The sequence below is a fragment of the Streptomyces sp. NBC_00988 genome (assembly GCF_045162645.1).
Classification (GTDB): domain Bacteria; phylum Actinomycetota; class Actinomycetes; order Streptomycetales; family Streptomycetaceae; genus Streptomyces.
In genome coordinates this window covers 9,901,306-9,923,398 of record NZ_CP108730.1, presented here as the reverse complement: position 1 = coordinate 9,923,398, position 22,093 = coordinate 9,901,306, and the positions used below count along the sequence as shown (strand labels likewise).

20 protein-coding genes are annotated in these 22,093 nt (G+C 69.7%); 10 read left to right on the top strand and 10 right to left on the bottom strand.

The annotated features are described in order from the left end of the window. From OG496_RS44970 to OG496_RS44960, 3 genes are all read left to right on the top strand, one after another. The gene (locus tag OG496_RS44970) at nucleotides 1-2,145 is read left to right on the top strand and encodes an acetate--CoA ligase family protein (RefSeq protein ID WP_405974958.1); all 2,145 of its coding nucleotides are present in this window, start codon (nucleotides 1-3) and stop codon (nucleotides 2,143-2,145) included. 120 nt (nucleotides 2,146-2,265) lie between these two features. After that, nucleotides 2,266-3,654 carry an OFA family MFS transporter gene (locus OG496_RS44965; protein WP_405974957.1) on the top strand — a complete coding sequence of 463 codons (1,389 nt, stop codon included), beginning with the start codon at nucleotides 2,266-2,268 and terminating at the stop codon, nucleotides 3,652-3,654. A gap of 1 nt (nucleotide 3,655) precedes the next feature. After that, nucleotides 3,656-5,053 carry an OFA family MFS transporter gene (locus OG496_RS44960; protein ID WP_405974956.1) on the top strand — a complete coding sequence of 466 codons (1,398 nt, stop codon included), beginning with the start codon at nucleotides 3,656-3,658 and terminating at the stop codon, nucleotides 5,051-5,053. A gap of 104 nt (nucleotides 5,054-5,157) precedes the next feature. Here OG496_RS44960 and OG496_RS44955 read toward each other — a convergent pair whose 3' ends face one another. The 5 genes from OG496_RS44955 to OG496_RS44935 form a co-directional block, all read right to left on the bottom strand. After that, the gene (locus OG496_RS44955; protein ID WP_327400113.1) at nucleotides 5,158-5,835 is read right to left on the bottom strand and encodes a GntR family transcriptional regulator; all 678 of its coding nucleotides are present in this window, start codon (nucleotides 5,833-5,835) and stop codon (nucleotides 5,158-5,160) included. A gap of 188 nt (nucleotides 5,836-6,023) precedes the next feature. Further along, nucleotides 6,024-6,962: a beta-ketoacyl-ACP synthase III gene (locus tag OG496_RS44950; RefSeq protein ID WP_366493641.1), complete on the bottom strand. Its 939-nt coding sequence runs from the start codon at nucleotides 6,960-6,962 to the stop codon at nucleotides 6,024-6,026. Between the two features lie 149 nt (nucleotides 6,963-7,111). Next, nucleotides 7,112-7,246 carry a hypothetical protein gene (locus OG496_RS44945; protein ID WP_019065011.1) on the bottom strand — a complete coding sequence of 45 codons (135 nt, stop codon included), beginning with the start codon at nucleotides 7,244-7,246 and terminating at the stop codon, nucleotides 7,112-7,114. Then, nucleotides 7,215-8,552, bottom strand: a complete 1,338-nt coding sequence (locus OG496_RS44940) for an OFA family MFS transporter (protein WP_399389372.1) — start codon at nucleotides 8,550-8,552, stop codon at nucleotides 7,215-7,217. The genes OG496_RS44945 and OG496_RS44940 overlap by 32 nt, the downstream gene beginning before the upstream one ends. 179 nt (nucleotides 8,553-8,731) lie before the next feature. Then, the gene (locus OG496_RS44935) at nucleotides 8,732-9,256 is read right to left on the bottom strand and encodes an ATP-binding protein (protein ID WP_405974955.1); all 525 of its coding nucleotides are present in this window, start codon (nucleotides 9,254-9,256) and stop codon (nucleotides 8,732-8,734) included. A 229-nt stretch (nucleotides 9,257-9,485) separates the two neighbouring features. On the opposite strand from OG496_RS44935, the gene OG496_RS44930 reads away from it, so the two are divergent. Together OG496_RS44930 and fdhD are read left to right on the top strand one after the other, a co-directional pair. Continuing rightward, nucleotides 9,486-10,457, top strand: coding sequence for a 2-dehydropantoate 2-reductase (locus OG496_RS44930; protein WP_405974954.1), 972 nt, complete (start codon nucleotides 9,486-9,488; stop codon nucleotides 10,455-10,457). A 154-nt stretch (nucleotides 10,458-10,611) separates the two neighbouring features. Further along, nucleotides 10,612-11,460, top strand: a complete 849-nt coding sequence (gene fdhD, locus OG496_RS44925; protein ID WP_366493920.1) for a formate dehydrogenase accessory sulfurtransferase FdhD — start codon at nucleotides 10,612-10,614, stop codon at nucleotides 11,458-11,460. 121 nt (nucleotides 11,461-11,581) lie between these two features. On the opposite strand, the gene OG496_RS44920 is transcribed toward fdhD, so the two are convergent. Further along, nucleotides 11,582-12,400: a LysR family transcriptional regulator gene (locus OG496_RS44920; protein ID WP_405974953.1), complete on the bottom strand. Its 819-nt coding sequence runs from the start codon at nucleotides 12,398-12,400 to the stop codon at nucleotides 11,582-11,584. Nucleotides 12,401-12,538: 138 nt separating this feature from the next. On the opposite strand from OG496_RS44920, the gene OG496_RS44915 reads away from it, so the two are divergent. Further along, the gene (locus OG496_RS44915) at nucleotides 12,539-13,258 is read left to right on the top strand and encodes an SDR family oxidoreductase (protein WP_405974952.1); all 720 of its coding nucleotides are present in this window, start codon (nucleotides 12,539-12,541) and stop codon (nucleotides 13,256-13,258) included. 78 nt (nucleotides 13,259-13,336) lie between these two features. On the opposite strand, the gene OG496_RS44910 is transcribed toward OG496_RS44915, so the two are convergent. After that, nucleotides 13,337-13,885, bottom strand: coding sequence for an isochorismatase family protein (locus OG496_RS44910; RefSeq protein WP_405974951.1), 549 nt, complete (start codon nucleotides 13,883-13,885; stop codon nucleotides 13,337-13,339). Between the two features lie 19 nt (nucleotides 13,886-13,904). Next, nucleotides 13,905-14,342, bottom strand: coding sequence for a MarR family winged helix-turn-helix transcriptional regulator (locus OG496_RS44905; protein ID WP_405974950.1), 438 nt, complete (start codon nucleotides 14,340-14,342; stop codon nucleotides 13,905-13,907). A gap of 132 nt (nucleotides 14,343-14,474) precedes the next feature. On the opposite strand from OG496_RS44905, the gene OG496_RS44900 reads away from it, so the two are divergent. The 3 genes from OG496_RS44900 to OG496_RS44890 all read left to right on the top strand — a co-directional run bounded on the left by OG496_RS44900 (nucleotide 14,475) and on the right by OG496_RS44890 (nucleotide 18,698). Next, complete coding sequence (locus tag OG496_RS44900; RefSeq protein WP_405974949.1) at nucleotides 14,475-15,401, top strand: zinc-binding alcohol dehydrogenase family protein; 927 nt, start codon at nucleotides 14,475-14,477, stop codon at nucleotides 15,399-15,401. A gap of 176 nt (nucleotides 15,402-15,577) precedes the next feature. Further along, nucleotides 15,578-17,449, top strand: coding sequence for an exo-alpha-sialidase (locus OG496_RS44895; RefSeq protein ID WP_405974948.1), 1,872 nt, complete (start codon nucleotides 15,578-15,580; stop codon nucleotides 17,447-17,449). A 10-nt stretch (nucleotides 17,450-17,459) separates the two neighbouring features. Then, nucleotides 17,460-18,698: a DUF4185 domain-containing protein gene (locus OG496_RS44890; RefSeq protein WP_405974947.1), complete on the top strand. Its 1,239-nt coding sequence runs from the start codon at nucleotides 17,460-17,462 to the stop codon at nucleotides 18,696-18,698. Here the strand turns inward: OG496_RS44890 and OG496_RS44885 are convergent. Then, nucleotides 18,631-19,647, bottom strand: coding sequence for a bile acid:sodium symporter family protein (locus tag OG496_RS44885; protein ID WP_405974946.1), 1,017 nt, complete (start codon nucleotides 19,645-19,647; stop codon nucleotides 18,631-18,633). The genes OG496_RS44890 and OG496_RS44885 overlap by 68 nt on opposite strands. Nucleotides 19,648-19,831: 184 nt before the next feature. Between OG496_RS44885 and OG496_RS44880 the strand changes: the two genes are divergently transcribed. After that, entirely contained in the window at nucleotides 19,832-20,701 is an 870-nt protein-coding gene (locus OG496_RS44880; protein WP_405974945.1) for a LysR substrate-binding domain-containing protein, read from the top strand. A gap of 189 nt (nucleotides 20,702-20,890) precedes the next feature. Here OG496_RS44880 and OG496_RS44875 read toward each other — a convergent pair whose 3' ends face one another. Beyond that, a complete protein-coding gene (locus OG496_RS44875; protein ID WP_405974944.1) occupies nucleotides 20,891-22,060 on the bottom strand; it encodes a DUF3500 domain-containing protein in 1,170 nt (389 codons plus the stop codon). Nucleotides 22,061-22,093: the final 33 nt, after the last annotated feature.

The following is a 22,093-nucleotide window of genomic DNA, read 5'->3' as shown; positions in this document are numbered from 1 at the left end:
ATGGCAGAGGACCGGACCCTGAGGGTGCGTGCCCTCCTCGACTCCGTGCGGGCCGAGGGGCGGTTCGCGCTGACCGCGCCGGAGGGCAAAGTGATCGCCGACGCGTACGGGATCGCCGTACCGGGTGAGGAGTTGGCGACGGACGTCGACGAGGCCGTGGCGTTCGCGGCGCGGTTCGGCGGGCCCGTGGTGATGAAGATCGTCTCCCCCGACATCCTGCACAAGACCGACGCCGGCGGAGTGATCGTCGGGGTGGAGGGCGCGGCGGACGTACGGGCCGCGTTCCACAGGATCGTCGACAACGCGCGGACGTACGACGCCGACGCCCGCATCGAGGGCATCCAGGTACAGGAGTTGCTGCCGCAGGGGCAGGAGGTGATCGTCGGCGCGGTGACCGACCCGACGTTCGGGAAGGTGGTCGCGTTCGGGCTCGGCGGAGTGCTCGTCGAGGTGCTCAAGGACGTGACGTTCCGGCTCGCACCCGTGACCCCCGACGAGGCGCTGTCGATGCTGGACTCGATCCGGGCGGCGGAGATCCTGCGCGGGGTGCGCGGCGCACCGGCCGTCGACCGGTGGGCGATCGCGGAGCAGATCCGCCGGGTGTCCCAACTGGTCGCGGACTTCCCGGAGATCGCCGAGGTGGACCTCAATCCGGTGATCGCGACACCGGAAGGTGCCGTCGCGGCGGACATCCGCGTCATCCTCGCCGAGTCGCAGCCGGTACCTCGTCGACGGTATACACGCGACGAAATCCTGACGACCATGCGCCGGTTGATGGAGCCGACTTCGGTCGCCGTGATCGGCGCCTCCAACGAGCAGGGCAAGATCGGCAATTCGGTGATGCGCAACCTCGTCGACGGCGGCTTCGCCGGGGAGATCCATCCGGTGAACCCCAAGGCCGATGACATTCTGGGCCGCAAGGCGTACAAGAGTGTCACGGACGTTCCCGGTGAGGTGGATGTGGCCGTCTTCGCCATTCCCGCCAAGTTCGTGGCAGCGGCACTGGAGGAGGTGGGTCGCAAGAACATCCCCAACGCCGTCCTCATCCCCTCCGGTTTCGCGGAGACCGGTGAGGTCCAACTCCAGGAAGAGATAGTCGAGATCGCCGAACGTTACGGCGTCCGCCTCCTCGGGCCGAACATCTACGGCTACTACTCGACCTGGCACGACCTGTGCGCCACGTTCTGCACGCCGTACGACGTGAAGGGCGGGGTGGCGCTGACCTCGCAGTCCGGTGGCATCGGGATGGCGATCCTGGGGTTCGCGCGGACCACGAAGACGGGGGTGTCGGCGATCGTCGGGCTCGGCAACAAGTCGGACCTGGACGAGGACGACCTGCTGACCTGGTTCGGCGAGGACCCGCACACCGAGTGCATCGCGATGCACCTGGAGGACCTCAAGGACGGCCGCGCGTTCGTCGAGGCGGCCCGAAAGACCGTTCCCCGTAAGCCAGTTGTCGTACTGAAGGCAGGTCGTACGGCGGCCGGGGCGAAGGCCGCCGGCTCGCACACGGGCGCGCTCGCGGGCGACGACGCCGTGTACGAGGACATCCTCAAGCAGGCCGGGGTCATCCGCGCCCCCGGGCTCAACGACATGCTGGAGTACGCGCGCGGGCTGCCGGTATTGCCAACTCCCAAGGGAGACAACGTCGTTATCATCACCGGCGCCGGCGGCAGTGGCGTGCTCCTCTCGGACGCGGTGACCGACAACAGCCTTTCCCTGATGGAGATTCCGCCGGATCTGGACGCGTCCTTCCGGAAGTTCATCCCGCCGTTCGGGGCCGCGGGCAACCCGGTCGACATCACCGGGGGCGAGCCGCCGTCGACGTACGAGGCGACGATCCGGCTGGGTCTGGAGGACCCGCGCATCCACGCACTCGTCCTCGGTTACTGGCACACCATCGTCACTCCCCCGATGGTCTTCGCGGAGCTGACCGCGCGCGTGGTCGCCGAGTTCAAGGAACGCGGCATCGAGAAGCCGGTGGTGGCGTCGCTCGCGGGTGACGTCGAGGTCGAGGAGGCCTGCCAGTACCTGTACGAGCGCGGGGTCGTGGCGTACCCGTACACGACGGAGAAGCCGGTGGCCGTGCTCGGCGCGAAGTACCGATGGGCGCGTGCGGCAGGGCTGTTGGGCGGTGGTTCATGACGTGAGTCCACGCGGGGCCGGCCGACAGTGCGGTCGGCCGGCCCCGGGGACCCGTGCGCACGCGAAAGGCAATGGACAGGGGGCGCTGGCCAGAACTTTCGACGCAAGGGGCACTGAGCGATGGCAACAACGGACTTCCCGACGTCCGTCTCCTACAGGGAGGTGACGGACCGTCACGGCCGCGTGTACCGCATCGGTGAATCCGATGTCGACATCATGGGCCGGGCGCGCAAGTGGATGGTCGTCCTGCCCTGGGTGGGCATGATGGGCATCAGCTCCGCCGAGTACGCGTTCACGTCTGCGGAGGAAACACTCCACGACGCGCATCTGTGGAACAGCGGACACATATTCTGGCTGATGGGCGTCTGGGTGTTCTTCCAGGCGGCCGTGGCCTTCCCGGCCGGGCAGTTGCGCGAGAGCGGCAAACTCCCGGCGCGTACAGCCATGTTGATCGGCGCGCTCGGCACCCTGCTGGGCTATCTGGCACTGGCCTTCGCACCGAACGTGCTCGTCGCCTACTTCGGCTTCGGCATGTGCAGCGGTATCGGCGCCGGTCTTGTGTATGCGACCTGCGTGAACATGGTCGGCAAGTGGTATCCGGAGCGCAAGGGCGGCAAGACGGGCTTCGTCAACGGCGGATTCGCCTACGGGTCCGTGCCGTTCGTGTTCCTCTTCACCTCCGTGCTCGACCTCGGCAACTACAAGGTGCTGCTGAGCCTGGTCGGCGTAGGACTGTGTCTGGTGGTGGCCTCGGCGGGCTGGTTCTTCCGCGATCCGCCGAAGAACTGGTGGCCCGCGCACGTCGATCCGCTCACAGCGGCCCAAGACCCCAGGATCCGGCGGGCGTTGGAGAAGAACCCGCCGGCGGTCAAGCAGTACACACCCAAGGAGGCCGCCCGTACCCCCGTGCTCTGGATGATGTGGTTCTGTCTGCTGTGCACGGCCGGCATCAACATCTTCGGCATCGCCTTCCAGGTGCCGTTCGGCAAGGACATGGGCTTCGCGGGCGGGATCGTGGCCACGGCGATGTCCCTGAAGGCGATCGTGAACGGCACCGGGCGCGGTGTCATCGGCTGGATCTCCGACCGTTTCGGCCGCCGCCACACGCTGATCATCGTGTGTCTCGTGCTCGGCACCGCGCAGTTCGGGGTGCTGGTCTCGGGCCAGATGGGCAGCATGCCGTTCTTCCTGTTCTGCTCCATGGTCTCGGGTTTCGGCGGCGGGGCGATCTTCCCGCTGTTCGCGGCCATGACGGCCGACTACTTCGGTGAGAACAACAACGCCAGCAACTACGGGATGGTCTACAGCTCGAAGCTGATCTCGGGGCTCGTCGGCTCCGGTCTGGGCGCGGTCGTCGTGGGTGAGTGGGACTACCACGGCGCGTTCGTCCTGGCCGGTTCCGTGGGCCTGGCCTCCGCGGTGCTGGCGCTCTTCCTCAAGGCTCCGGGCAGGCCCGACGCCCGGCGCATCGTGCCCAATCCGCACCCGCTCGGCGAGGAGATGGCGTGACATGACCGCAGATCCCATCACCACGAACGAATCCGGCGCCGCGAACCGTCCCTACCGTGAAGTGACCGACGCCCACGGCCGCGTCTACCGCGTCGGCGAGACCGACCGGGACATCCTCGGCCACTCGCGCAAGATCATGATCTATCTGCCGTGGATCGCCATGATGGCGATCAGTGTCTTCGAGTACGCGTACGGCTCCGCGGAGGACACCCTGTCCAGCGCGCACGGCTGGACGCAGAGCAACACCTTCTGGATCCTGAGCATTTGGGTCTTCTTCCAGGCCGGCATCGCCTTCCCGGCGGGCTGGATGCGGGAGAAGGGCATCCTGTCGGCCCGCAGGGCGATGTACATCGGCTCGGTGCTGTGCGTCATCGGTTTCCTCGCCCTGTCGCACCTGGACAACGTGTGGCTGGCGATCATCGGCTTCGGCGTGATCGGCGGCATCGGCGCCGGGCTGGTCTACGCGACCTGCATCAACATGGTCGGCAAGTGGTTCCCCGAACGGCGGGGCGCCCGCACCGGGTTCGTCAACGGCGGCTTCGCCTACGGTTCGCTGCCGTTCATCTTCATCTTCAACTACGCCTTCGACACCGGGAATTACCACCGGGTCCTGGATCTGATCGGCTGCTACATCCTGATCGTGGTGTTCGGGTGCGCGTTCTTCTTCAAGGACCCGCCGAAGAACTGGTGGCCCGCCGACATCGACCCGCTGACCTACGGCGGCAACGACAAGAGCTCGACGAGCCTCGCCAAGAACCCGCCCGCCGTAAAGCAGTTCACCCCCAAGGAGGCCATCCGCACCGGCATGCTGCCCCTGATGTGGCTGTCCATCGTGCTCACCGCCGGGGTGTCGATCTTCGGGATCTCCTTCCAGGTCGACTTCGCCAAGGACGTCGGTTTCGGCCCGCTGGTGGCGGCTTCCTCGATGGGCATCATGGCCGTCATCAACGGCATCGGCCGCGCGGTCGTCGGCTGGCTGTCCGACCTGTGGGGCCGCAAACTCACCCTGGTCTTCGTCATCTTGGTCCTGGGCCTCGCCCAGTTCGGCGTGATCTGGGCCGGCCATCTGCGCAGTGAATGGCTGTTCCTGTTCTTCGCCTTCCTCTCCGGTTTCGGCGGCGGCGCGTTCTACCCGATGTTCGCCGCCCTGACCCCGGACTACTTCGGCGAGAACTTCAACGCCACCAACTACGGCCTGGTGTACAGCGGCAAGCTCGTCAGCGGCCTGTTCGGCGGCGGCCTCGGCTCCATGGTGGTCGCGGCCTGGGGCTACAACGGCGCGTACGCGCTGGCGGGCGGAGTCTCGATGGTGGCGGCGGCGATCGCGTTGCTGCTACGTCAACCGGGGCGCGGGGACAGGGAGTCGGCCCACGTTCCTCAACCACAGCCGGCGACCTGACAGTTCGTACGGCACGGTCGCAGACGTGGACCTACCTGGTGGCCCTCCCCGGCGGGAGGGCCATCGCCTTCATGTCTGTCGGTGCGTCAGGAGGCTTGTGGGGCTCAGGACTTGGCGCGCTCGTGATACGAACGCCGGGTGTGCTCGGTGTGTTCGCGCATCAGCAAGCCGGCGCGCAGCTCGTCGCGGGCGGTGATCGCGTCGATCAGGGTGCGGTGCTCGATCCAGGACGTCAGGCCGCGCTGACGAGCCACCGGCGTGTAGTACCAGCGGACCCTGCGGTCGACCTGCGCGGCGAGTTCGGCGAGGACGGCGTTGCCGGCCAGCTCCATGACCTTCGCGTGGAAGCGGGCGTTCATGGCGACGGCGGCGTCCACGTCGTCGGCGTCGACGGCGCGCTCGCCCTCCGCGCACAGCTCCTCCAGGACGGCGATCCCGGTGCTGCCCGCGTTGACGGCGGCGAGCCGGGCGGCCTCGGCCTCCAACAGCGTCCGTACGGTGAGGAGTTGGTCGGCCTCCTCCTCCGTCGGCTCGTGCACGAACGCGCCCTGGGCGGGCCGCAGATCGACCCAGCCCTCGGTGTTGAGCCGTTGCAGCGCCTCGCGCACCGGCTGCCGGGACACGCCCAGGTGCCCGGCGAGTTCGCTCTCGACGAGATGCTGGCCGGGCCGCAGGGCGCGCGTGGTGATGAGTTCGAGGAGCGCCTCGTAGACGCGGTCGCGCAGCGGGCCCGGGCGTTCGAGTTTGGGCACCGCCCCCTGCGGCAGTCCTTGCGACAACATCGCGGTCCCCCTCCTGGGCAACATCGGCACTTTGCAGACAGTGGACAGTAGCCAGCGGACAGTCGCCGTGCGTGGCCGTACGACCAAGTATTGATTGTCTATCGTCTACAGTCTACGGCGCACGGTAGCCAGAGGGTGCGGGAGTCGGCCTCGTCACATCCGGGGGCGCATCGTGGCGGGTGCGCAGGTCACGGGCACCGGACGACCTGGCCGGCGTACGACAGGTTCCCGCCGAAGCCGAACAGCAGGACGGGGTCGCCGGTGCGGACGGCACCTTGTTCGACGAGTTTCGAGAACGCGAGCGGGATGCTGGCGGCCGAGGTGTTGCCCGATTGGACGACGTCGCGGGCGACGACCGCGTTGACGGCGCCGATCTTCTCCGCGAGGGGCTCGATGATGCGCAGGTTCGCCTGGTGGAGGACGACGCCGGCGAGGTCGGCGGGGGTCAGGCCCGCCTTCTCGCAGGCCTTGCGGGCGATCGGCGGGAGCTGGGTGGTGGCCCAGCGGTAGACGCTCTGGCCCTCCTGCGCGAACCGCGGGGGCGTGCCCTCGATCCGTACCGCGTGCCCCATCTCGGGCACAGAGCCCCACAGGACCGGTCCAATGCCGGGTTCGTCGGCGGCCTCGACCACGGCGGCGCCCGCTCCGTCGCCGACGAGGACACAGGTCGTACGGTCGCTCCAGTCGGTGACCTCGGACATCTTGTCGGCGCCGATGACCAGGGCCCGGGTGGCCGCTCCCGCGCGGACGGCGTGGTCGGCGGTGGCCAGGGCGTGCGTGAAGCCGGCGCACACGACGTTGACGTCCATGGCGGCGGGCGACGGGATGCCGAGGCGGGCGGCGACGCGCGCGGCCATGTTCGGGGAGCGGTCGATGGCCGTGGAGGTGGCGACGAGGACCAGGTCGATGTCCCCGGGCGTCAGGCCCGCGGCGGCGAGGGCCTTGGCGGCGGCGTGCGCGGCCAGCTCGTCCACGGGTTCGTCGGGCCCTGCGATGTGTCGCGTCTGGATGCCCACCCGGGAGGTGATCCACTCGTGACTCGTGTCGACCATGCCCGCCAGGTCCTCGTTGGTGAGTACCTTGGCGGGCTGGTAGTGGCCGACGGCGGCGATCCGCGTGCCGTTCATGGGTGGTCCCCCTCGTTGCCTTGGGTAGCGGGATCCACCAGTCTTGCCAGTGACTCGCGGGTACGACGGCAGGTGATGCCACAGGAAACAACCGTCCAGGTTGTCGGCTTCTGTCATCCATCCTGTGATTGACGGTGTCGCCCGAACATTCAGCCGGTGAACAGCTGCTTCGCCTTGAGGACGAGTTCGTACAGGCCGTACACAAGGGGCGCGCCCACCCAGAGCCAGGCGAAGGCGATGAGCGGCCGTCGGTCAGGCGGACTCTGACTGCTGTCGTTCGACATCGGCGGCCTCCCTCTGGGCGGGAATGTGGTGACGGGCGTCGACGGGGCGGACGAGTTCGTTGGCGACGAAGCCGATGACGAGCAGCCCGATCATGATGATGAAGGACGTGTCGTAGAGGGACGCGCCGTGCTTGCCGGCGGCCTTCTGGTGGTCGGCGATCCAGTTCACGATCAGCGGTCCGAGGACACCGGCCAGGGACCAGGCGGTGAGCAGCCGGCCGTGGATCGCGCCGACCTGGTAGGTCCCGAAGAGGTCCTTCAGGTAGGCGGGCACGGTCGCGAAACCGCCGCCGTAGAAGGAGAGGATCACCAGCGCGCACAGGATGAACAGCGGCTTCGAGGAGTCGCCGAACAGTGCGATGAGCGCGTACATGACCGCTCCGACGCCGAGGTAGACGCGGTAGATGTTCTTGCGGCCGATCAGGTCGGAGGTCGAGGACCAGCCGATACGGCCCGCCATGTTGGCCGCGGAGAGCAGCGCGACGAAGCCGGCGGCGGCCGACACCGTGACGGGTGTGGAGGTGTCCGCGAAGAAGTCCGTGATCATCGGGGCGGCCTTCTCCAGGATGCCGATGCCCGCGGTCACGTTCATGCACAGGACGACCCACAGGCACCAGAACTGCGGGGTGCGTACGGCGCTGTTGGCCGAGACCTGCACGCCGGAGAGGACGCTGGGCGCGTTCGCTGTGTCCTTGTGGTCATCGGTGCGCGGAACCCGCACAAGGAACACGCCGAGTGTCATGAATACCGCATACGAAAGACCGAGTACGAGGAACGACTGGGCGATGCCGGTGTTGTCGGAGCCGAACGACTTGAGCATCTGGGCCGACCACGGGGAGGCGATGAGCGCGCCGCCGCCGAAGCCCATGATGGCGATGCCGGTGGCCATGCCGGGGCGGTCCGGGAACCACTTGATCAGGGTCGAGACCGGTGAGATGTAGCCGATGCCGAGGCCGATCCCGCCGACGAAGCCGTAGCCGAGGACGATCAGCCAGAACTGTTTCGTCTCCGCGCCGAGCGCGGATATCAGGAAGCCGGAGGAGAAGCAGACGAGGGCGACGGTCATCGCCCAGCGCGGCCCGTTGCGTTCGACGAGGGTGCCGCCGAACGCGGCCGACAGGCCGAGCATGACGATCGCGAGCTGGAAGGGCAGGGCGCTCTGTGTGCCGCTGAGGTTCAGTGAGGATTCGAGCGGCGGCTTGAAGACGCTCCAGGCGTAGGCCTGGCCGATGGAGAGGTGTACCGAGAGGGCGGCGGGCGGAACCAGCCAGCGGCTCCACGCCGGGGGTGCGACTGGGGGACTCATGATCCCGGACGGTAGGGAGTGGCAGGGGAGTTGAGAAGGCGGCGCGTCGACCGTATGCGATGAGCGGTATGCAGAGTGCGCCGAACGGTCGCCGCGGAGTTCCGACTCCCGTTCCCGCACCGGTCCGCGCGCCTGAACTCGCCCCTCTCCCGGGCCTGTTCTCGTGTGGCGGGCCGGCCTCAGCCCTGGACGGACTCCGCGATCCGCCGGGCGGCCTCGGCGGGTGTGAGATGTGTGGTGTCGACGACCTCGGCCTCGCGGTGCAGCCAGGTGCGGGCCGCTTCGGCGTAGGGCTCCAGGTATCGCAGACGGAACGGGGAGTCGGGGCCGAGGACAGTGTCACCCGCGATGCGCCCGCGGAGGGTGTCCTGGTCGGCGTGAAGGACGAAGTGCCGTACGGGGATGGCGTGTTGGGCGAGGCCCGCGCTGATCTCGCGCCAGTACTGCTCCACGAGGACCGTCATGGGGATCACCAGCGTGCCGCCGGTGTAGTCGAGCACGTGGCGGGCGGTCTCGACGACGAGCGGCCGCCATGGCGGCCAGTGCTGGAAGTTGTCCGTCGCGGGCAGTCCCGGCGTGATGTCCATGAGCGTCTCGCCGACCTTCTCGGCGTCGAACACCCGTGAATCCGGGAGCAGTTCCTGCACGAGCGGACTGGTCGTCGTCTTGCCCGCGCCGTGGGTGCCGTTGAGCCATACGATCATGGACCCGACGCTAGCGCGGCCCGGGCCGCGGGCTCAGGGATACAGCACGATCAGGGGCACAGCGCACAGTCCCCGTCCGAACCGCACAGTCCCTGTCCGAACCCTTGCCGACCCATCTTCCATACTGTAGACAATATTTCGTCGACACTGTTCGACCAGGGATCCGCCCGGCGATGTCCGGGCGGCACCCACCTCCGCGGTACTCCCTCGACCGAACGGAGAGTCTCCAGTGAGAGTCGCAGTCCTCGGCGCCGGTGCGATCGGTGCCTATGTCGGCGCCGCGCTGCACCGTGCGGGCGCCGATGTGCATCTCGTCGCCCGTGGACCGCACCTCGCGGCCATGAGGCAGCACGGCGTCCAGGTCCTCAGCCCGCGCGGCGACTTCACCGCCCACGCCCATGCCACGGACGACTCGGCCGAGATCGGCCCGGTCGACTTCGTCCTCCTCGGCCTCAAGGCCAACTCGTACGCGGCGTGCGGGCCGCTGATCGAGCCTCTGCTGCACGAGACCACGGCGGTCGTGGCCGCCCAGAACGGCATCCCCTGGTGGTACTTCCACGCGCACGGCGGCCCCTACGACGGGCAGCGCATCGAGAGTGTGGACCCGGACGGCGCGGTCAGTGCGGTGCTCGCGCCCGAACGGGCCGTCGGCTGTGTGGTCTACGCGGCAACGGAGCTGGCGGGACCGGGAGTTGTGCGTCATCTCGAAGGCACCCGCTTCTCCGTCGGCGAGCCCGATCGCAGCATCTCGGCGCGCTGTCTGGCGCTGAGTGAGGCCATGCAGGCGGGCGGTCTGAAGTGCCCGGTGGAGCCGGATCTGCGCAACGACATCTGGCTCAAGCTGCTCGGCAACATCTCCTTCAACCCGATCAGCGCGCTGGCCCGCGCCACCATGCGGCAGATGTGTCTGCACGGCGGTACCCGCAAGGTCATCGAGATCATGATGACCGAGACGCTCTCCGTCGCCGAGGCACTGGGCTGCGAGGTCGGTGTCTCCATCGAACGGCGGCTCGCGGGCGCGGAACGCGTCGGCGATCACCGCACCTCGACGCTCCAGGACCTGGAGCGCGGCAAGCCACTCGAACTCGACGTACTCCTCGCCGCGGTGGTCGAGTTGGCGGAGATCACCGGCGTCGAGGTGCCCACCCTCCGCACCGTGCACGCCATCTCGGACCTGCTCGCGCTGAGGAGTGCCGCATGAGGAGACCCGAGTGGGCCGTGAGCTCACTCCGCACATGCAGGACAATGAGAGCGAGAAGGTCACCTCGCCGCACGACGGCCCGGTGACCCGCGGCACCCTCCGCAGCAAGGGCCTTTCGGCCACCAGCACGTACAGAACCGGGGCTGATCAGGACATGGGACGAGTCACGGAACGACGCAAGGTGACCCGGATCCGGGACGGCGTGGTCACCAGCCGCCCGGACACGCTCGTCGCCGAGGAACCCCTGGAGATCAGGCTCAACGGCAAGCCGCTCGCGATCACCATGCGCACCCCCGGCGACGACTTCGCGCTCGCCGCCGGGTTCCTGGTCAGCGAAGGTGTACTGGCTAACGCATACGATCTGCAGAACATCGTGTACTGCGCGGGGGCGACCGTAGACGGTTCGAACTCGTACAACGTGGTGGACGTACGGACCGCTCCGGACGTGGTGATTCCGGACATCACGCTGGAGCGGAACGTGTATACGACGTCGTCCTGCGGTCTGTGCGGCAAGGCGAGCCTGGACGCGGTCCGTACGACGGCGCGCTGGCCCATCGCCGACACTCCCCCGGTCCGTGTCGAGCCCTCGCTGCTCGCGGGCCTCCCCGACCGGCTGCGCGCGGCCCAGCGGGTCTTCGACCGGACCGGGGGTCTGCACGCGGCGGCCCTGTTCAGCGAGGAGGGCGAGCTGCTGGACGTACGGGAGGACGTGGGCCGGCACAACGCGGTCGACAAGCTGGTGGGCCGTGCCCTGCAGAACGGGGACCTCCCGCTGTCCCGGGTGATCCTGCTGGTGTCGGGCCGGGCCTCCTTCGAGCTGGCGCAGAAGGCCGTGATGGCCGGGATCCCGATGCTGGCGGCGGTGTCCGCGCCCTCGTCGCTCGCCGTGGACCTGGCGGCGGAGACGGGTCTGACCCTGGTGGGCTTCCTGCGGGGCAGCAACATGAACGTGTACGCGGGCGAGGACCGCATCGCCCTGCGGGCCGCGGCCGCCCAGGGCTGAGATCCGCGCCCCGCGTCACGGCGGCGGGGCCCCGACCGGCGGGGAGCGCCCCCTGCGCCGCAGGGGCCCCGCCTCAGCCTCAGCCTCGCCCTCGCTCACGGCCCCCGCAAGGACCGCGCCCTCAGCCCCGCGCGGCCTGCGCGGTCTCCACGAACGCCGCGATCAAGGATGACCGGCGGGCCGCCTCCCAGGCCAGGATCACCTCGTCGGGTTCGGCGTCGGTCACCGGGACGTAGGTGATGTCGGGGCGGGAGTACTGCTCGGCGACCGAGACGGGGACGAGGGTGATGCCCGCGCCGGAGGCCACGGCCTCGAACTTCTCCTCGATGCTGCGGATCGGCACGTCGTCCGGGCCGGGGTCGGCGTACCGCAGCCAGGTCTCGCCGTCGAGGTCGGCCCGCACGAGGTCCGGCTTGCCGGCGAGGCGGTGGTCGGCGGGCAGCATCGCCACCCGGGCCTCGGTGAACAGCGGCAGCAGCATGAGGCCCTGCTCGCGGATCGGGCGACGCAGATAGGCGAGGTCGACGGTGCCGTCGAGGATCAGCTGCTCCTGGTCGTCCCATTCGACCCGGCGGGCCTTGACCTCGATGCCGGGGTGGGCGGCGCCGTAGGCACGCAGCGTGTGGGTGATCACGACGCCCGCGCGGAAGCCGACGACGAGCCGGTGCGGGCCCCGCGCGGACCGCTGCACCCTACGACGCGTCGCGTTCGCCGAGGCGAGCAACGCACGCCCGTCGTCCAGGAGTTGGCGCCCGGCCGCCGTCAACGTCACTCCATGGCTGTCACGTTCGAAGAGCGTGGTGTCCAAGTCCTTTTCCAGGGCCCGGATCTGACGGCTCAACACGGGCTGCGCGATGTGCAACTGCTCGGCCGCGCGCCCGAAGTGCAGCAGCTCGGCCACCGCCACGAAGTAGCGGACCTTGCGCAGGTCGAGGTCCATGGGTGCCGCCCTTCCGTGCGCCGTCGGCGATGCCTTCAGGGTATCGCCACCGTCGAAAGAGGTCTTGGACGGCGGGGCGGCGACGGCCGCAGGCTGGGTGGCGTCACAGCAACGCGCACAACCCGAGAGGGGCAGGACATGGGACTGCGAGGACAGCGGATCATCGTCATCGGCGGTACGGCGGGAATCGGGTTCGCGGTCGCGGAGGCGGCCGCACGGGAGGGCGCCCGGGTGGTCGTCGCCTCGCGCCGGCAGGAGAGCGTGGACGCGGCGCTGAAACGGCTCCCGGAGGACGCCGAGGGGCAGGTGCTCGACGCGAGCGACGAGGACGCGGTGCGGGCCTTCTTCGCGGGGCTCGGTGGCTACGACCATCTGGTCTACACGGCAGGTGAGGCGCTGCTGATGGAGAGCCTCGCCGAGTCCGACCTCGGGCGGGCCCGCGCCTTCCTGGACACCCGGCTGTGGGGCGCCTACACGGCGGTGAAGTACGGCGCCCCGTCGATCCGGGAGGGCGGTTCCGTGGTCCTGACCACGGGCACCGCCGGACGCAGGCCGCTGCCGGGCACGACCGTCGCCGCCGCGCTGTGCGGGGCGATGGAGTCGCTGACCCGGGCGCTGGCCCTGGAACTGGCCCCGCTGCGGGTCAATGTGGTCGCACCCGGTGTGGTCCGCACCGAGCTGTGGCGGGAGTTGGACACCCAACTCCGGGACGGACTGTTCGAGTCCGCCGCCGGGTCGCTGCCGGTCGGCCGGATCGGCGAGCCGGAGGACATCGCCGAGGCGTATCTGTATCTGATGCGCGGCGGCTATACGACCGGCTCGACGGTGGTCGTGGACGGCGGCACGGTCCTCGTCTGACCGCTCCGCCCCGGCGTCAACCACCCGGTCGGCCAACCGACTTGAAGCCCGCGTCAGCAGCCCGGCGCGAAGCCCGCCTCAGTCGCCCGCCCCAAAACGCACCTCCGCCGCCGTCACCACCGACCCCAGTCGCGGAAAGTCCAGCTTGACCGACGCGTGGTGCTCGGCCGCGGTGAGCGCACTCATCGCGTCCTCGACGAAGACGAGTTGGTGGCCGAGGTCGCCGGCGGCACGCGCGGTGGACTCCACGCCGAGGTTGGTGGCGATCCCGCCGAACACCAGGGTGTCGACGCCCCGTTCACGCAGCCGCTCCTCAAGTCCCGTGCCCTGGAAGCCCCCGATCGTCCGCTTCACGACCTCCAGGTCCCCTTCCCGCAGCAGCCCGTCGGCGAGTCCACTGCCGGCGGGCTGCTCGGTGATGCCGGGACGTTCGACCCGGATCAGCACGACGAGCGCACCGGCGGAGCGGAAGGCGGCAGCCAACTCCTCGGCCACGGCGAGGACTTCGGTTCCCTTGTACGGTTCGAGCGGCAGCGCGACGATGCGGTCCATCAGGTCGACGAGGACCAGGGCGGTGCGCTCGCGGTCGAGGGCGAGCCGGGGTTCGGGAGTCTGCGGTGGGGTCATGACGGAACGTTAGCCCCCGTCAGCCGTCCGTACCGGAAATCCGGATCAACAGGCCCATGAACTGGTCCCGTTCGGCCTCCGACAGCGGGGCGAGGAGCTGCTCGTTGGCCGCGCGGGCCGCCTTCTCGCACCGCTTCAGCAGCCGCGCGCCCTCGGTCGTGAGCGACACCGCGTTCTTACGGCGGTCCTTCGCGTCCGGCTCCCGTACGACCATGCGGGCGGACTGGAGGTCGTTCAGCACGCCGACCAGATCCTTGGGGTCGAGTCCGACACCGCGGCCGAGGTCGGCCTGGGCGACCGGCGCGAGGTCGCGGACGGCGGAGAGCACCACGTGGTGCCACATCTTCAGCCCCTCTGCCGCCAGGGCGTCGGCGACAAGGGCCCGGCCCCGGGCGGCTGCCCGGCCGAGGAGCCAGCTGGGGAGGGAGCGGATCGCGGGGAGGGGTGCTTCGGCCATGCGGCCAGCCTAGCGAAAAGTCGTTGGACTTCCCAATGAAATCGTGAATATCATGGGGACTCCCAACGATCCTCGCCGATCTCACTGCTCCCCGCTGATCTCTGACGCTCCCTGACAATCCCTGGAGGTGCGATGCGTCGCGTCCGGTACGAGTCCACCGGCGGCCCGCTGTTCCTGGAGGAGGTCCCTGTCCCCGTACCGGGCCCCGGCGAACTCCTCGTCCACACCGAGGCGATCGGGGTCACCCTGCCCGTCGTCCGCAAGGTCACCGAGGCGGCCGAGCCGATCCCGCTCGGCGGCGAGATCGCGGGTGAGGTGGTCGCCGTAGGACAGGACGTGACCCGTTTCCGGGCGGGCGAGCGGGTGACCGGGCTCTGCTTCGGGCACGGGTACGCCGACTTCGCCGTCCTCCACGAGGGCATGGCCTCCGCCATCCCCGACACCGCCTCCGCCGTCGACGCGGTCGCGCTCGTCCGCAGCGGACTGGTGGCCCTGGGCGCGCTGGACGCGGCCCGACCCGAACCCGGCGAGGCCGTGCTGATCACGGCCGCTGCGAGCGGAGTCGGCCATCTGGCCGTGCAGTTGGCGAGGGCGCGGGGTGCCGGGCGGGTCGTGGGCGCGGTGTCCGATCCGGCGAAGGGCGACTTCGTGCGCGCGCTGGGCGCCGACGAGGTGATCACCTACGACCACCTGGACCGGCCGGGCTGGGGCGACCCCGTCGACTACGTACTCGACGCGGCGGGCGGCGAGTTGCTCACCCCGGCCCTGGCGGCACTCGCCCCGGACGGGCGGCTCGTGGCGTACAGCTCGGGTGGCGGGACGATCCAGGCGTACGACCTTCTCGTGGGCGCCAAGTCCGTGATCGGGTTCCAGATGGCGCGGATCGCGCGCGGGAAGCCGGAGCTGTACGAGCGGTGGCGGCAGGAGCTGTGGCGGCTGTTCGCGGAAGGCGCCCTGAAACCGTCCCTGTACGGGGAGTTCGCGCTGGCGGAGGCGGCGAAGGCGCACGAGGTGATCGAGTCGCGGAGCAACCTGGGCAAGGTCGTGCTGCGCCCCTGAGACACCCCGCCGAACCTGACGATCGCTCACGGCCCGCCCGGCGTTGCGAAGTTATGGGGCGACGGGCACTGCACGCTTCTTGTGAGGCACCGGAGGCCCCAACTAACGTCTGTGACGCGCCCGTTGGACGTGGGATGTCCGGATGTCCAGACGAATGAAGGGCAGGTAGCACCACCATGCCGTCGAGTCTTCGCGCACGTCTGAGATCCACCCTCACCGCCGCACTCACCCTGGCCGCGCTGCTCATGCTCCCGAGCCATGCGCACGCCACCGCCCAAACCACCTCCCCCACACCCGAGTTCGACCAGCAGGTCCTCTTCAAGGCTCCTCAGGACGCGGGCTACGCCTGCTTCCGGATCCCGGCCATGGTGAAGACCAAGGACGGCACCCTGCTCGCGTTCGCCGAGGGCCGGGTCCTCAACTGCGGTGACGCCGCCGACATCGACATCGTCGTCAAGCGTTCCACGGACGACGGCCTCACCTGGAGCCCGTTGCAGGTCGTCAACCACAGCGGCGGCGACACGCACGGCAACCCGGCACCGATCGTGGACCGCAGGACGGGCCGCATCCTGCTCGCCGAGACGTACAACACGGGCCGTACGGACAGCGCCAGTTGCTCGGTCCCCTGCGACCGCACCCCGCACCTGCAGTACAGCGACGACGACGGTCTCACCTGGTCGCAGCCGCGTGACCTGAGCGACGAGATCCTGCCTCCGAACTGGAACTCCTGGTACGCCACAGGGCCCGTGCACGGCATCCAGCTCACCCGCGGCCGGCACAAGGGCCGGCTCGTGTTCGGTGTCAACACCGAGACCTGGGACGGGAGTCGGGTCACCGCGAACAACGCGGCGCTGATCGTGAGCGACGACGGCGGCGACCACTGGAAGATCGGTGCGACCGACTCGTATCCGATCGCGACCGACGGGACCTGGCGGCAGAAGCCGTCCGAGGTGACGCTGACCGAGCGCACCGACGGTTCGATCCTGGTGAGCGGCCGCGAGCAGGACGGCACCGACCTCGGGCAGCGCACCCAGGCGGTCAGCCGGGACGGCGGCGACAGCTTCACCGCGCCCTTCCGCGCCCTGCCCGACCTGTACGCGCCGCAGGTCCAGTGCTCGACGCTCGGCGTCGGCTCCCGCATCCTGCTGGCCTGCGACGCCGACCCCGACCGCCGCCGCACGATGATGATCCGCTCCTCCTACGACGGCGGCCGCACCTGGGACAGCGTGGACCGCGGCACGGTCGTGACGAAGGACTGGTCGGGCTACTCGGACATGGCGCGCATCGACGGCGACACGGTGGGTCTGCTCTACGAGGGCGGCGCCGTGACCGCGACCGACGAGATCCGCTTCGCCCGCTTCAACGAGGCCTGGCTGCAACCACGTCGGGGCCCGGACCCCACGACCGCCGACCTCGCCCCTTACGCCAAGCGCGCGTTGGTGCTCGGCGGCGCTCAGGAGACCGACGGCGTGTCCGGCGGAGCCCTGTCCTTCGACGGTGTGGACGACGCCGTGCGCCTGCCGTACAGCGACCGACTCCCGCTGGGGACAAAGGACTTCACGGTGTCGCTCTGGTTCCGCTACACCGCCACGACCGGTGATCAGCCGTTCCTGTGGATGGGCGGGGTCGGCACCACCGAACCGCAGGTCTGGCTGCGTGGCGAGCCCGCGGGCAACCACGTCCGGGCGCTGATCACCACCCGGGTCGGCGCGACGACCGTCCACACCACCTCCGTGGTGACCGCCGGCGCCTACAACGACGGCCAGTGGCACCAGGCCGTACTGCGGCGCGGCGGTGGGCAGTTGACGCTGTCCGTCGACGGCACGACGGTGAGCACCGCGGACATCGTGGGCTCGGTGAGCCGCAACTCGCCGTTCGGTGTGCACGTCGGCCAACGCATGGACAGCATGCAGTACCTCACCGGGTCGATCGACGAAGTCCACGTCTGGGACCGGCTGTTGACGGACGACGAACTGGCCGCGCAGCACCCGTCCCCCGCCGGGACCGTGCTGTGGCTGCCCATGGACCATGTGAGCGGCAGCCACTAACGTCCCGGGCGTGCCCGAGGACCGACGAGCACGACAGCGGAGGGGAGCCGGGGTCGGCCTGCTGCTGACCCTGGTTCTCGCCGCCGTGCTGCTCACCGCCCTCCCCAGGCACCACGACCGGGAGGGCGGCGCCGCGTGCACGGCCCGTACGGTGAGCTCCTGGTCGCCGGACGCGAAGCTCACCGACTCCTTCGCCGCGTACGGCGACGACGAGTCCCGCGCCGACGACTGGACCGGCGGCGACGGCACCCACTCGGTGCGGCTGCCGGACGGCCGGGTGCTGTGGCTGTTCTCCGACACCTACCTCGGCCAGGTGTACGCCCCGCCCAACCCGGTCGGCGAGTCGTACGCCTGGCGGGACACCAGCGCGCCGCTGGTGCGCAACTCGGCGGTGGTGATGCGCGACGGCCGGCCCCAACTCACGCTCCCCGCCCCGCTGTTCCCCGACCCGGCCCCGAACGAGTGGCGTTGGCCGGTCGCGGCCCGCGTCGAGCCCCGCTCCCCCGGCTCGCCCGAGTCGGTCGTACGGGTGCTGCTGTGGACGCGGACAGCGGGGTCGTACCCGTGGATCTACGGCGTTCCGGTCGCGACCGAGGTCGCCACGCTGTCGCTGCCGGATCTGCGGGTGGAGTCGATCGTGAAGGTCTTCGGCCAGGAGTTGGTCCAGGACCCGTCCCGGCGTGTGCAGTTCGGGACGACGATGGTCGCGGTGGGCGGGTGGACGTACGTCTTCGGCGGGAACGACGCGCAGGCCGCGGCCCGGCCGACCTCCTCGGCGTATGTGGCGCGGGTGCCGGAGGGGCGGCTCGGGGAACCGGGTGCCTGGGAGTACTGGGACGGCTCGGCGTGGACGGCCGTCGCCGGGCCGCGGCCGGTGCTCGGGGACGGCCAACACACGGGCGTGGGCAGCGCGTTCTCGGTGGTGCGGGACGGCGGGACCTACGTCCTGTTCACGATGGCCGCGGGCAGCCGGGGGCTCACCACCGTCACCTCGTACTGGGCCTGTTCGCCCACCGGCCCGTGGCACGGCCCGACGAGGAGTTTCAGCCCGCCGCTGCCGCCGGGACAGGTCGCCGCGTACAACCCGCAGGTGCACACGGAGTTGGGCGACGACGACCGGCTCGTCCTCAGTTACGACGTCAACTGGCTGGACGCGACGGCCACTTCGGCCGCGCTGAACCTCAGCCGGAACGTGTCGCTGTACCGACCGCGGTTCGTGACCCTGCGGTTGGGGCCGCCGGCTCGGTGACCTCGGGCAGTGGATCGCGGGCGCGGCGCTTGGCGATGACCGCGCACACCATCAACTGCATCTGGTGGAAGAGCATCAGCGGCAGCACGGCCAGCGAGGCGTGGGCGCCGAACAGGACGCTGGCCATGGGCAGTCCGGACGCGAGGGACTTCTTCGAGCCGGCGAACTGGATGGCGATCCGGTCCTCCCGGTCGAAGCGCAGCGCCTTGCCGCCGTACCAGGTCAGGGCGAGCATCACGGCGAGCACGACGGCCTCGACGGCGAGCAGTCCGGCGAGGCGGATCGCGCTGACCTGGTGCCAGATGCCCTGGACCATGCCCTCGCTGAACGCGGTGTAGACGACGAGCAGGATCGAGCCGCGGTCGACGTAGCCGAGGATCTTCTTGTGCCGGGTGATGAACCCGCCGATCCAGCGCCGCAGCAACTGCCCCGCCAGGAACGGCACCAGGAGTTGCAGCACGATCTTGAGGAGTGAATCGGCGGAGAAACCACCGGCGTTGCTGCCGAGCAGCGCCGCCGCGAGCAGCGGGGTGATGACGATGCCGGCGAGCGAGGAGAAGGAGCCCGCGCAGATCGCGGCGGGCACGTTGCCGCGCGCGATCGAGGTGAACGCGATCGACGACTGGACGGTCGACGGGACGAGGGTGAGGAACAGCAGCCCTTGGTAGAGGGGGTGGGCCAGGATCACCGGGACGAGTCCCCGGGCGGCCAGGCCCAGCAGCGGGAAGACGACGAAGGTGCAGGCCAGGACGGTGGTGTGCAGCCGCCAGTGCTTGAGCCCGTCCAGTGCCTCACGTGTCGACAGGCGGGCGCCGTAGAGGAAGAAGAGGAAGGCGATCGCGGCCGTGGAGGCGCCCGAGGCGACGTCGGCGCCGGTGCCCCTCGCGGGGAGGAGTGCGGCGAGGCCCACCGTCCCGAGGATCAGCAGGATGTAGGGGTCGACCGGCATCCGACTCGGCCATCGCAGGCGTTTCACTGTGCTCCACTGTCTCGCGCGTCTCGCTGTACGTCCGGTCCGTCGTGCGGCGCGGACTCGTGCCCTCCCCATCCTCCTCTCCGGACTCTTGATCGGGAATCCGTCATACCGCTCTGACTGCCATCACGTTTCGCGATAACCGGCTACCGTGTATGCCATGTACGACCTCTCCCACCTGCGAACCTTCCTCGCGGTGTCCCAGACCCTGAGCTTCACGCAGGCCGCCCGCCGGCTCGGGCTGCGCCAGTCCACGGTGAGCCAGCACGTGCGGCGGCTGGAGGACGCGACGGGACGGCAGCTGTTCACCCGGGACACCCACTCCGTGGAGCTGACGGAGGACGGCGAGGCGATGCTCGGCTTCGCGCGCCGCATCCTGGAGGTCCAGGAACAGGCGTCGGCGTTCTTCACCGGCACCCGGTTGCGCGGCCGCCTGCGCTTCGGCGCGTCCGAGGACTTCGTCCTCACCCGGCTGCCCGAGATCCTGGAGGGCTTCCGCTCCGACCATCCCGAGGTGGACCTGGAGCTGACGGTCGAGCTGTCCGGCACGCTGCACGAGCAACTGGCCGCCGGGAAGCTGGACCTGGTGCTGGCGAAGCGTCGCGCCGAGGACCCGCGGGGCGAACTGGTCTGGCACGACAAGCTCGTGTGGATCGGCGCGGAACGGCTCCGCCTGGACGCGGACCGTCCGGTGCCGCTGATCGTCTATCCGCCGCCCGGCATCACACGGGCGCTCGCGCTGGAGGCGCTGGAGCGGCAGGGGCGGGCGTGGCGCATCGCGTGCACGAGCGGGAGCCTGAACGGGCTGATCGCCGCGGCCCGGGCGGGACTGGGGGTGATGGCCCATTCGCGAGGGCTGGTGCCGCCAGGGCTGGTGCGGATGCCCGAGCGGGCGGGGTTGCCGGAGCTGGGCGAGGTCGACTTCGTGCTGGTGCACGGACGGCGGCGGGTTTCGGCGCAGGAGGCCGCGGATGCGTTGGCGGCGGCGATTCTGGCGGGCGGGGATCGGTTGCACCGGCACGGACCGTAGTCCCGGTTTGTCATTACGGAAAACGTCAGCCGCGGCTTCTTCGCACTCCGCGAAAAGCGGGTGAATCAGGTGGACAGCACTTTCACGAATACCGCCCGCGATGAATTCCTCGACCGGCCGCGTAGAAATGCGCGACAGCGGGCGGCGCTGCCGGAAGCAGCGCCACCCGTCATGTCATCGGCGGGCGGTTCAGGAGAACGAGAACTCTCCTCCGTAATCGGTGTCGTGATCGCGGTACACGGAGCTGTAGTTGAGCTGGCTGGTGTCGATCGCGCCGTCCTTGACCGAGAACTCGATCCAGACGCCGGGTCCGTCGATGCGGACGTAGTCGTCCGCGGTGTCCAGTGCGGTGGTGCCGGAGTACGAGATGTAGGTGTCGTCGAGCTCGGACTTGTAGGTGCTCAGGGTGGACGCGGCGGTCGTGTCGTCCGCGGCCTCGACCCACGGCGTGATGGCGTCGAGCACCAACTGCTGCTGGTCGTCGGTCAGTTCGCTGACCGCGAGGCCCTCCTTGGTGTCGGGGAAGTCGCCGTCCTCGTCCGGGCCGAGCACCACGTCGGTGGTGGAGTCGGAGAGCTTCGCCTCCGACAGTTCGTCGTCGCTCAGGCCTTCGAGCATCGACTCCATCCCGTCGTGCATCCCGGAGAGGGGTGCGTAGGTGGTGCCGTCGTCGGTCCAGGTCGCGGGTTCCACTCCGGCGAAGTACGGGGTGGTGCCCACGACCTCCCCGTCCTTGTAGGTGAGGTTGACGGCCAACTGGTCGCCGCCGAAGTGCAGTTGCCAGGTGCCGGAGGTGCTCGGGGTGCCCAGGAAGGCGAGGTAGTAGTTGCCGCTGCCGTAGCTGCTGTCGGTCTCGCCGAGGACGTCGTCGGCCGCCAGGATCTGGCTGATCTGGTCGTAGCCGGTGTCGGTCCCGGTGCCCGTGGCCGCCTCGACCACCGCCTTGGCGGCGGTGAGCTGGGTGTCGCTGAGCGTGCTGAGTTCGATGCCGACCCGGCAGTCCGCACCGCACGCCTCGTTCGACCAGGCGACGGCGTTGGCCTGCGTGAAGTCGAGGAGTACGTCGGCCTGTTGGTCGTCGTCCAGGGTCTTCAGGAACGCGTTGGCGGCGTCGACCACGTCCGAGACGGACGAGCCCGTGCCGGCCGTGCCCGTGGGCTCGGGGGCGGACGCGGATATCGGCGTGGACGGGGAGGTGGATCCAGGGTTCGTCGGGGACGTCGATCCGGGAGTGGTCGGGGACGCGGATCCGGGGGTGGTCGGGGACGCGCTGGTGGACGGGTCGGGTGTGACGGACGCGGCGTTCGCGTTGGCGTACATCGCGCCGCCGAGGAGGGTCGTCGCCGCGGCTAAGGCCATGACCACCTTCCTGCGGCGACCCAGCGACCTGCG